This window comes from Isoptericola sp. NPDC055881 (genome assembly GCF_053615895.1).
The window spans coordinates 26313-35923 of sequence record NZ_JBSHCR010000046.1 but is presented as its reverse complement, the minus strand read 5'-3'; the positions used below and the strand labels follow the sequence as shown (position 1 = coordinate 35923).

At 74.3% G+C, this 9611-nt stretch carries 11 protein-coding genes; 5 read left to right on the top strand and 6 right to left on the bottom strand.

What is annotated here, in order from left to right:
- Positions 1 to 47 precede the first annotated feature (47 nt).
- Entirely contained in the window at positions 48 to 920 is an 873-nt protein-coding gene (locus ACWGKI_RS14370) for an ABC transporter permease subunit (protein ID WP_380245511.1), read from the bottom strand.
- Complete coding sequence (locus ACWGKI_RS14365) at positions 917 to 1882, bottom strand: ABC transporter ATP-binding protein (protein ID WP_452187881.1); 966 nt, start codon at positions 1880 to 1882, stop codon at positions 917 to 919. The genes ACWGKI_RS14370 and ACWGKI_RS14365 overlap by 4 nt, the downstream gene beginning before the upstream one ends.
- A 138-nt stretch (positions 1883 to 2020) precedes the next feature.
- Here ACWGKI_RS14365 and ACWGKI_RS14360 point away from each other — a divergent pair, with 138 nt between their 5' ends.
- A complete protein-coding gene (locus ACWGKI_RS14360; RefSeq protein ID WP_452187879.1) occupies positions 2021 to 2869 on the top strand; it encodes an inositol monophosphatase family protein in 849 nt (282 codons plus the stop codon).
- 133 nt (positions 2870 to 3002) lie between these two features.
- Positions 3003 to 3899 (top strand): Bax inhibitor-1/YccA family protein, encoded by an 897-nt coding sequence (locus tag ACWGKI_RS14355; RefSeq protein ID WP_452187877.1) that lies wholly within the window; start codon positions 3003 to 3005, stop codon positions 3897 to 3899.
- A gap of 55 nt (positions 3900 to 3954) precedes the next feature.
- Here the strand turns inward: ACWGKI_RS14355 and ACWGKI_RS14350 are convergent, their stop codons facing one another.
- From ACWGKI_RS14350 to ACWGKI_RS14340, 3 genes are read right to left on the bottom strand one after another with little or no spacing between them, the layout of a single operon-like run.
- Positions 3955 to 4689: a hypothetical protein gene (locus tag ACWGKI_RS14350; RefSeq protein ID WP_452187875.1), complete on the bottom strand. Its 735-nt coding sequence runs from the start codon at positions 4687 to 4689 to the stop codon at positions 3955 to 3957.
- On the bottom strand, positions 4686 to 5300 hold the full coding sequence (locus tag ACWGKI_RS14345; protein WP_380245548.1) for a TetR/AcrR family transcriptional regulator: 615 nt from the start codon (positions 5298 to 5300) through the stop codon (positions 4686 to 4688). Before ACWGKI_RS14345 ends, ACWGKI_RS14350 begins: the two co-directional genes overlap by 4 nt.
- Positions 5293 to 6165 (bottom strand): alpha/beta fold hydrolase, encoded by an 873-nt coding sequence (locus ACWGKI_RS14340; RefSeq protein ID WP_452187873.1) that lies wholly within the window; start codon positions 6163 to 6165, stop codon positions 5293 to 5295. Before ACWGKI_RS14340 ends, ACWGKI_RS14345 begins: the two co-directional genes overlap by 8 nt.
- 149 nt (positions 6166 to 6314) lie before the next feature.
- On the opposite strand from ACWGKI_RS14340, the gene ACWGKI_RS14335 reads away from it, so the two are divergent.
- From ACWGKI_RS14335 to ACWGKI_RS14325, 3 genes are read left to right on the top strand one after another with little or no spacing between them, the layout of a single operon-like run.
- The gene (locus tag ACWGKI_RS14335; protein ID WP_380245550.1) at positions 6315 to 6743 is read left to right on the top strand and encodes a YciI family protein; all 429 of its coding nucleotides are present in this window, start codon (positions 6315 to 6317) and stop codon (positions 6741 to 6743) included.
- 55 nt (positions 6744 to 6798) lie between these two features.
- On the top strand, positions 6799 to 7227 hold the full coding sequence (locus ACWGKI_RS14330) for a YciI family protein (RefSeq protein ID WP_380245551.1): 429 nt from the start codon (positions 6799 to 6801) through the stop codon (positions 7225 to 7227).
- Positions 7224 to 8537 (top strand): RNA polymerase sigma factor, encoded by a 1314-nt coding sequence (locus tag ACWGKI_RS14325; RefSeq protein WP_452187870.1) that lies wholly within the window; start codon positions 7224 to 7226, stop codon positions 8535 to 8537. Before ACWGKI_RS14330 ends, ACWGKI_RS14325 begins: the two co-directional genes overlap by 4 nt.
- Positions 8538 to 8633: 96 nt before the next feature.
- On the opposite strand, the gene ACWGKI_RS14320 is transcribed toward ACWGKI_RS14325, so the two are convergent.
- Positions 8634 to 9602 carry a DMT family transporter gene (locus ACWGKI_RS14320; RefSeq protein ID WP_452187868.1) on the bottom strand — a complete coding sequence of 323 codons (969 nt, stop codon included), beginning with the start codon at positions 9600 to 9602 and terminating at the stop codon, positions 8634 to 8636.
- Positions 9603 to 9611 lie beyond the last annotated feature (9 nt).

Below are 9611 nucleotides of genomic sequence, written 5' to 3'. Positions count from 1 at the left end.
ATTCCTGGGGGAATTCACGCCGTTTCCGTACCCACAACGACGGGGGCTCAGGCGTCGCGGCGCTTGAGCGTGATCGCGGCGGCGACGAGCAGCACCACCGTGTACCCGGCGAGGACGGCGTAGCCCACCCAGGGGTCGAGCAGGGCGTCCGTCGGCAGGCCGCGCGAGATGACGCGCTCGCCGGCGACGCTCGGCAGCAGCTTGTTGACCCAGTCGGTCCAGGCCGCGTCGGAGGCCTGGACCACGATGTTGAAGATCAGCGGCACGACGAAGAAGATCGCGACGATCGTGAAGATCGCGCCCGCGCTGTGCCGCATCAGGGTGCCGACGGCCATCGCGAACGCCGCCACCGTGGCGAGGTAGAGCACGCAGCCGGCCAGCGCGCGGACCTGCTCGGAGTCCGAGAGGTCCACGCTCATGCCGGCGTCCTCGAGCAGCGGCGCCGTCGCGACGTACGCGATCGCGAGGGCGGCGCTCACCACCACCGCGGTGGTGAGGACGATGACGACCAGCTTGGCCCAGAGCACGGGCAGGCGGCGCGGCACGGCCGCGAACGTCGAGCGCACGGTGCCCGTCGAGTACTCGCTGGTGACGATCAGCGTGGCCAGCACGCCCACGGCGAGCGCCCCGAACGAGTAGCCGAAGGTGACGATCGTGGTGCCGTTGAGCCCGATCGCCTGGAGCCCCGGGTCCTGGGACATGCCCTCGGACATCTCGGGCGTCTGCGTCGCCGCGCGCACGATCGCGGCCATCATGAGCGCCAGCCCGACCATGACGACGGCGGTGATCACCACGGTCCACACCGTCGAGCGCAGGGTGCGGAACTTGATCCACTCGCCGTGCAGCACGCGGCCGAACGAGACGCGACGGACGACGACGGCGGGCGCGGGCCCGCGGGGCGGTGCGGTGGCCGTGGTCATCGGGGTGCTCCGTCCGTCGTCGCGCCGGCGTCCGCCGTCGGGGGCGCCGCACCGGCCAGGGACTCGGTCTGGTACTCCACGGAGTCCGCGGTCAGCTCCAGGTAGGCCTCCTCGAGCGTCGAGGAGACGGGCGTGAGCTCGTGCAGGACGACGCCTCCGGCCGCGGCGAGCTCGCCGATCCGGGCGGCGTCGAGCCCGGTCACCTCGAGGGCGCCGTCGTCGGCCGGGACGACGTCGGCGCCCTCGCGCCGGAGGACGTCGCCGAGGTCGGCCGCCTGCGGGGAGCGGACGCGCACCACGTGCCGCGACGCCCCGTCGACGAGGTCCTGCACAGGGGTGTCCGCGAGGATGCGGCCGCGGCCGATGACGATCACGTGGTCGGCGGTGAGCGCCACCTCGCTCATGAGGTGGGAGGAGAGGAACACCGTGCGGCCCTCGCCCGCCAGGTAGCGGGCCAGGTTGCGCACCCACAGGACGCCCTCCGGGTCGAGGCCGTTCACCGGCTCGTCGAGGATGAGGGTGCGCGGGTCGCCGAGCAGCGCGACGGCGATGCCGAGCCGCTGGCCCATCCCGAGGGAGAAGCCGCCCACGCGTTTGCGGGCCACCGGCGCGAGGCCGGTCAGCTCGACGACCTCGTCCACCCGGGCGGGCGAGATCCCGTGCGTGGCGGCCAGGGCCAGGAGGTGCTGGCGCGCCGTGCGACCGGGGTGTGCCGCCTTCGCCTCGAGGAGCGCGCCCACCTGGGCGAGCGGCTCCGCGTGCTCGGCGTACGGGCGGCCGTTGACGGTGACCGTGCCCGCCGTGGGCCGGTCGAGGCCCATGATCATGCGCATCGTGGTGGACTTGCCGGCGCCGTTCGGGCCGAGGAAGCCCGTCACCACGCCTGGCCGCACGGTGAACGACACGTCGTCCACCGCGAGCTTCGGTCCGTACCTCTTGGTCAAGCCCTGTGCTTCGATCATGTCGCCCCCGGGGTCGTCATGTCGGGTGCCGTCCCGGCCGCCTCGTCACGGGAGTGGTCGAGACCGAGCCTACGTGCGGGTCGGCGTGTCGTCATGGGCAGGGCGAATGATCCGGGCGGGTGCGGGACACTCTGGGCCATGCGCCTCCGCCAGCAGCCCGACCCGCGACCCGACCCGCAGCCCGACCCGCAGCCCGACGACCTCGCCTTGGCGCTGCGCGCGGCGCTGGCGGGTGCAGCACGGGGGATGGCGTACTTCGCGCAGGTGCAGGACCTCGCGCGCGACCGGAAGGTCGACGGGTCGGTCGTGACGGAGGCCGACCTCGCGGTGGAGCAGGAGGTGCGGCGCGTGCTCCTGGCCGGCCGCCCGGACGACGCGTTCCTCGGGGAGGAGACGGGCGAGCTCGGCACCGGGCGCCGGCGCTGGATCCTCGACGGCATCGACGGCACGCTCGTCTTCGTCGAGGGCGACGACCGGTGGCAGACCCTGGTCGCGCTCGAGGAGGACGGTGAGGTGACCGTCGGCGTCGTGATCGTGCCCGCTCAGGGCCAGGTCTGGTACGCCGCGCGGGGCCGGGGCGCGTTCGTCGCGGACGTCGTCGACGGGGTCGTGACGGCGGAGCGGCCGTTGCGGGTCGGGGCGCCGCCGGCGTCGCTCCGGTCGGCCCGGACCGCGGTGCTGCCGCCGGTCGAGATGGTGCCCGACCGCTACCGGGCCGAGGTGGACCGGGTCGCCGGGGTCGTGGAGGTCACGGGCTGGCGCGTGCACGGCGCCCTCCTCGTCGCGGCCGGCGAGCTCGACCTCGCCGTCCAGGTCGGGGGCAAGGTGTGGGACTACGCGCCGCTGTCGTTGATCGTCGCGGAGGCGGGGGGCGCGTTCGGCGGGGACGACGGGCAGCCGCACCCGGTGACCGGCACCGGGGTGTTCGCGGGTGACGCGGTCACGGCGGCGGCAGCGCGTGGCGTGCTGACGGGCGTGGCGTGCTGACGGATGTCGGCGGGCCGGGAACCTATCGCGACCCGGAAGCGTTCCCTACGATGGATCGCACGGCCAGCGACCCGGCACTGCGCGCGCGACGTCCCGTCGTCGGGCACCCGGCAGCCGCGACCAGGAGGAGTTCATGAGCAACCCCGTCTTCTCGAACAGCGACGTCTTCGGCGAGCCTCGCCGCAACGGCGCGCGTCAGGGGGCCCGGCCCGGCGGCACCGCGACGGCCCAGCCGCAGTACGGGCAGGCCGCCTACGGCGCCGGATCCGCGGGCAGCACCGGCGCGCAGGCCGCGGACGCGGCGTCGCTCGAGAACATGTACCAGGCGCCGTCCGCCACCACGGCGGACACCAAGCGCCTCACCTACGACGACGTCATCATCAAGACCGGCGGGCTGCTCGCGCTGCTCGTCGTGGTGGCCGCGGTCACCTGGAACTTCGCACCGGGCCTCTGGCCGATCGGCATGATCGCCGGGCTCGTGCTCGGTCTGGTCAACGCGTTCAAGAAGAACCCGAGCCCGGCCCTCATCATCGCGTACACGGTGGCGGAGGGCGTGTTCCTCGGCGGCATCAGCATCGCGTTCGCGCAGATCGCCGTCGGCAGCTCGGGTGAGCCGCTGACGTCGGTCGTGCTGCAGGCCGTGGTCGCGACGATGGCGACCTTCGGCGCCGCGCTGTTCCTGTTCAAGTCCGGCAAGGTGCGCGTCACGCCGAAGTTCACGCGCTGGCTGCTCATCGCGATGGTGGGCTACCTGGCGTTCTCTCTGGTCAACGTCGTCCTCATGTGGACGAACGTCGCTGGTGGGGAGTGGGGCCTGCGCTCCGGCCCGATCGGCATCATCGTGGGCCTGGTGGCCGTCGGCCTCGCCGCCGCGTCGCTGATCATGGACTTCGACTCCATCAAGCGTGGTGTCGAGCAGGGCGTCCCGGCGAAGTTCGCCTGGTCGGCCGCGTTCGGCCTGATCGTCACGCTGGTCTGGCTGTACCTGGAGATCCTGCGCATCCTCGCGATCCTGCGGGGCGGCGACTGACGCTCGACGAGCACTCGGCCGACGGCCGGTCACCCCACGGGGTGGCCGGCCGTCGTCATGCCGCGACCGTCTCGCTCACCGGCGCAGGCGCTGCCAGGCGGTGCACCGCCCACGCCACGAGGCCCAGGCCGGCGGCCATGAGGACACCGTGCCCGACGCGCACGGCCGGCGTCCCGAAGAACTGGGGCAGGTAGAGCAGCAGGCCGGCGGCGAGCGGGACGCCGGACCACCGGGGCCGCGCCCCGCCGCGCCACAGCGCGACGGCGGTGAGCACACCGGCCGCGGCGAGCAGGGCGAGCCCGACGCCGAAGAGAGTCATGGCGGCGGGCTGCTCGCGCAGCGCGTCGGCCTCGGCGAGGAGCGCCGTGTCGCCCGTGCGCAGCGCGGCCTGGGCGAGGGTGCGGATGCCGAAGATCTCCGCGCCGTAGTACAGGGCGGCCATGCCGGCGCCGGCCCACGCCGTCACGACCGCCGCCGTGGCCGCACGGGCGCCGGGGCGGCCGCGCAGCAGCGTCCGCACGCCGAGGAGCGTGGGCGCGAGCATCCCGAGCCCTGCGATCCCGCACAGGTGCGCCAGCACCCAGCGGTCGGAGGCGAACCCTTCGGCGAGCGCGACGGACGGCACCGACTCGTCGGGCCAGGGGCGCAGCACGGGGAAGAGCAGCAGGAGCACGCCCGCCGCGACCGCGCCCGCGGCGGTCCAGCGTGCCACCGCGGGGGAGCCGACGCCGTGGCCGGGCCCCGCGGTCGGAGTCGCACGGGGGGCGGCAGGGTGCGGTGCGGCGGTCATGACGGCTCCTGGGAGGCGGCCGACGGCGCGTCGGCGAGGGCGGAGACACCGGCGACGAGCATGTCGACCAGCGCGTCGAAGCTGCGGTCGAGGTCCTCGGGGAGCCGGAACCCGCGGCTGGCCTCGAGGGTGACGAAGCCGTGCACGGAGGCGCGGACCGCCCGGACGGCGTCGACCGTCCGGTCGTCGGGCAGCCCGAAGCCGCGCAGCACGGCCCCCACCAGGGCGACGACGCGGGCTGCGGCGGTGCGGTGCTCGGCGTCCTCGGGGTCGTCCGGGTCGGGCGCGAGCTGGGTGGCGGCGTAGCGGCCGGGGTGCGCGAGGGCGTAGTCGCGCCACGCGTGCGCGAGGGCGCGCAGGGCGTCGGGGCCCGCCCGGCCGACCGTCGCGGCGGCGCTCGCCGTGGTCAGCTCGTCGAGGATCGCCATCGCGACGTCGCGGCGCAGCGCCGCCAGCGAGCCCACGTGCTTGTAGAGGCTCGGGGTGGCGACCCCGGCGGTGGCGGCGACCTTCGCGAGGGTGAGGTCTGCCAGACCGGTCGGCCCGCCCGCGTCCACCTGCTCCAGCGCGATGCGCACCACCGCGTCGCGCGAGAGCCCGGCCCTAGGCACGAGCGCCCTCGTCGCGGATGCTCCCGTCGGCCGCGGGGAGGCCCGCGAGGAAGTCGAGGACGGCGGGGGTCACGACGTCGGGCGCCTGGTGCTGGGGGTAGTGGCCGACGCCGGGCACCAGGAGCTCGCTGCCGCCCAGCGCGTCGCGCATGCGGCCGAGCTCGGCCCCGGCGTCCTTGTAGTCGGGGTCGAGCTCCCCGACGACGACGAGCGACGGCGCCTGGACGCGAGAGACGAGCGGCTCGATGACGGAGTGGTCGAGCGCGACAGCAAGGTCGCGGAAGGAGCGCAGGTGGGCGGCGTCGGACATGCTGCGCCGGATCTCGGCCACATGCTGCGCGTGCCGCGGCGACTTGCGTCCCTTGGCGAACATCGAGGTGTACAGCGAGCCCCACGCCGCCGCGCCCCACGGGCGGACGAAGAGGACGCGGTAGAGCAGGCGGTTGGTGCGGAGCTGGGCGGGGGAGCCGAGCTCCCGCAGGTGCGGCGCCATCAGCACGAGCCCGCGCACGAGGTCGGGGCGCTCCGCGGCGGCCCAGACGGCGGCGGACCCGCCCATGGAGCTGCCGACCAGCACTGCCGGGCCGGCGTCGAGGTGCTCGACCAGGGCGACCAGGTCGGTGCCGGTGGCGACGTCGCCGTGGGTGGTGAACGTGGTGTCCGAGTCGCCGTGGCCCCGCAGGTCGGCGACGACGACCCGGTGCCCTGCCGCGACGAGCGCGGGGACGAGGTCGTCGTACGTGGAGCGCAGGTCGCCCATGCCGGGCACCGCGACCACGAGCGGGCCGGTGCCCGCGTCCGTGTAGGCGAGGCGCCCCTCGGGGCGGGAGAGGTACTTGACCGTCGTGGTGGAGTTGATGTCCATAGCCGCAAAGCTAATGCCGTTAGCCGGACGGCGCAAGAGGTTCCTCGAAAAAAGTTCTCCGCCCGTGTCGATCCCGTCGTGCCCCGTTCGACCTGGGGATGAGAAGGTCGCCAGGAGGGCGACCCGCGCACACGACAGGGAGCACGACGATGGCCAAGTACATGCTGATCATGCGGTCCGACGACGCGGCGCAGCGCGCGTTCCAGGAGTCCGGCCTCAGCTTCGACGACATGCTCGAGCGGATGGGCCGCTACAACGACGCGCTGATCGAGGCGGGGGTGCTGGTCGCCGCCGAGGGGCTCGAGGAGCCGGAGAAGGGGGTCGTCGTCGACTACTCGGGCGCCGAGCCGGTGGTGACCGACGGGCCTTACGGCGAGACCAAGGAGCTGTTCAACGGCTACTGGATCCTCGACGTCGACACGATCGACGACGCCGTCGCCTGGGCGCGGAAGGCACCGCTCGCCGGCCCGGGGATGAAGGCCGAGATCCGCCGCATCCCGTCGATCGACGAGTTCCCGCAGGACAACGAGTGGGTGCGCCGGGAGCGTGCCTGGCGCGAGCGCACCCACCAGCTCTGAGCTGACGACCCGACCACCCCCAACAGACCACCCACGACCGGACGGAGCGACGACGATGCCGAAGTACATGCTGATCATGCGCGGGACCGACGAGGGTCAGGCTGCCTACGAGCAGCTCGACTTCAGAGAGGTCATCGCGGCGATGGGCCGCTACAACGAGTCGATGATGGACGCCGGGGTGCTGGCCGCCGGCGAGGGGCTGTCCGACGCCTCCGAGGGCGCCGTCATCGACTTCTCCACCGACACGCCGGTCGTCACCGACGGCCCCTACGGCGAGACCAAGGAGCTCTTCAACGGCTTCTGGATCGTGGACGTCGCCACCAAGGAGGAGGCGATCGAGTGGGCCAAGCGGGCCCCCCTGAGCGGACCGGGCACCAAGCTCGAGGTGCGCCGCGTCAACGGGCCCGAGGACTTCCCGCAGGACGACGAGTGGATCCAGAAGGAGGTCGGCTGGCGCGAGGAGCAGGCGCAGCGCGGCCAGTGAGCGCCCCGGTGCCGCACGACGAGGGTCGCGCCGACGGTGGCGCGGCCTCTCGTCGTGCGGTCGAGGCGGTCTGGCGCATCGAGTCCAGCCGGATCGTCGGCGCGCTCGCGCGGTACACGAACGACTTCGCGCTCGCCGAGGACGTCGCGTCCGAGGCGCTCGCGGAGGCGCTGGTCGCCTGGCCTCGCGACGGCGTGCCGCGCGATCCCACCGCGTGGCTGCTCGCCACCGGGCGCCGTCGGGCCATCGACGCGTTCCGGCGCCGGTCGGGGCGTGACGAGCGGTACGCCGCCCTCGCCCGCGACCTCGGGGAGGGCGGCACGGTCACCGGAGCACCCGGCGCGATGGCGGGCGACGACGACCTGCTGTGGGACCCGGACCGGATCGAGGACGACCGGCTCGCCCTGCTGTTCGTCTCCTGCCACCCCGTGCTGGCCAAGGAGGCGCGGATCGCCCTCACCCTGCGCGTGGTGGGCGGCCTGACCACGGAGGAGATCGCGCGCGCGTTCCTCGTGCCGGTGCCGACCGTGCAGGCCCGCATCACGCGCGCGAAGAAGACGCTCGCCGCGGCACGGGTGCCGTTCGAGGTGCCCTCCGTCGAGGACAGGCCGGAACGCCTCGGCTCGGTGCTCCAGGTGCTCTACCTGATCTTCTCGGAGGGCTCGACGGCGTCAGGTGGGGACGACTGGATGCGCCCCGACCTCGCGTACGAGGCGGTGCGGCTCGCGCGCGTGCTGACCCGTCTGGTGCCGGACGAGCCCGAGGCGCACGGGCTGCTCGCGCTGCTCGAGCTCACCGCGGCGCGGTTCGCGGCACGCACCGGGCCGGACGGTGCGCCCGTGCTGCTCGAGGACCAGGACCGGCGGCGGTGGGACCGGTCGGCGATCCGGCGCGGCCGCGACGCGCTCGCCTCGGCGGTCGCCGCGGGGCGCGGCCTCGGCCCGTACGGGTTGCAGGCCGCGATCGCGGAGCAGCACGACACGGCTCGCTCGGTGGCAGAGACCGACTGGGAGCGGATCGTGCTGCTCTACGAGGCGCTGGGCCGGGTGGCGCCGTCGCCGGTCGTCGAGCTCAACCGCGCTGTCGCGGTGGCGATGGCGAGCGGAGCGGCGGCCGGGCTCGCCGTCGTGGACGAGCTGGTCGCCCGGGAGGTGCTGTCCGGCTCCTACCTGCTGCCCTCGGTGCGCGGGGAGCTGCTGGCGCGGCTGGGCCGGCGCGCCGAGGCGCGGGGAGAGCTCGAGCTCGCCGCCCGCCTGTGCGGCAACGCGCGCGAGCGCGGGGTGCTGGAGCGCAAGGCCGCGGCCCTCTGACCCGCGAGCTGTCAGAACCACGTGCTGCCAGAGCGGGACCTGGCTCTGACAGCTGGCGCGGCCCGAGAGTTGTCAGAACCGCGTCACGCTAGGGCGTCACCTGGTTCTGACAGGTCGGGGGCGGCGGGGCAGGGTCGCGACGGCGACACCGGCCAGCGCCAGCACCCCGCCCAGCAGCACGACGGGCGCGGGGACCTCGTCGAGCAGCGCCCACGACAGCAGCACCACGAGCGGGGGCACGGCGTACGTCGAGGCTGCCGCGCGCCCCGCGCTCACGCGCCCGAGGGCGTAGCCCCAGGTGGTGAACGCGATCGCCGTCGGGAAGATCCCCAGGTAGACGACGCCGAGCAGGGACGACGTCGGGGCCGCAGCCGCCTGCGAGACGAGGGCGGGCAGGAACGGCAGCGCCGCGACCGTGCCCGCGAGGCAGCCGAGCCAGGTCATGGTGAGCGCGTCGACATGGGGGAGCAGGCGCTTCTGCAGGGTCGCGGCGCCGGCGTACAGGACGGCGGACGCGAGCCCGAGCACCACGCCGGCGACGTCGAAACGGCCCGACGTGGTCGCGACGGCGATGACGACGACGCCCGTGAACGCGACGGCGATGCCTGCGAGCAGCCGCCGCGGGAACCCTTCGCGCAGCAGGAAGCCCGCCAGGACGGCGACGAGCATCGGCGCGATGTTGACCAGCAGCGCGGTGGTCCCGGCGTCGAGGTGCTGCTCGGCGGCGTTGAGCGTGAGGTTGTAGGCGCCGAACCACGCGACGCCCCACGCGAGCACCAGCACGAGCATCCGGCCCCGGGGGAGGCGCACGGGCGCTCGACGGCGGAGGCGGGCGATCCCCAGGATGACGGTCAGGGCGGCCGTGCCCACGGCCACCCGGCCGAGGGTGAGCGCGCCGGCGTCGAGGTCGTGGCCGACGGCGCGGACGCCGACGAACGCCGACGCCCACAGCACGACGGTGACCGCCATCGCCGTCACGGTGAGCGCGCCGACGCGGGCTGCGCCCACCGGGGGAGCGGAGGACGGCGTGAGGACGGGGGCCGGTCGGGCGTCGGGAAGGGCCATGTGCCGATC

Coding starts and splice junctions, on each gene's coding strand:
- ACWGKI_RS14370 (WP_380245511.1), bottom strand. CDS start 920: ATGACCACGGCCACCGCACCGCCCCGCGGGCCCGCGCCCGCCGTCGTC.
- ACWGKI_RS14365 (WP_452187881.1), bottom strand. CDS start 1,882: ATGATCGAAGCACAGGGCTTGACCAAGAGGTACGGACCGAAGCTCGCG.
- ACWGKI_RS14360 (WP_452187879.1), top strand. CDS start 2,021: ATGCGCCTCCGCCAGCAGCCCGACCCGCGACCCGACCCGCAGCCCGAC.
- ACWGKI_RS14355 (WP_452187877.1), top strand. CDS start 3,003: ATGAGCAACCCCGTCTTCTCGAACAGCGACGTCTTCGGCGAGCCTCGC.
- ACWGKI_RS14350 (WP_452187875.1), bottom strand. CDS start 4,689: ATGACCGCCGCACCGCACCCTGCCGCCCCCCGTGCGACTCCGACCGCG.
- ACWGKI_RS14340 (WP_452187873.1), bottom strand. CDS start 6,165: ATGGACATCAACTCCACCACGACGGTCAAGTACCTCTCCCGCCCCGAG.
- ACWGKI_RS14335 (WP_380245550.1), top strand. CDS start 6,315: ATGGCCAAGTACATGCTGATCATGCGGTCCGACGACGCGGCGCAGCGC.
- ACWGKI_RS14330 (WP_380245551.1), top strand. CDS start 6,799: ATGCCGAAGTACATGCTGATCATGCGCGGGACCGACGAGGGTCAGGCT.
- ACWGKI_RS14320 (WP_452187868.1), bottom strand. CDS start 9,602: ATGGCCCTTCCCGACGCCCGACCGGCCCCCGTCCTCACGCCGTCCTCC.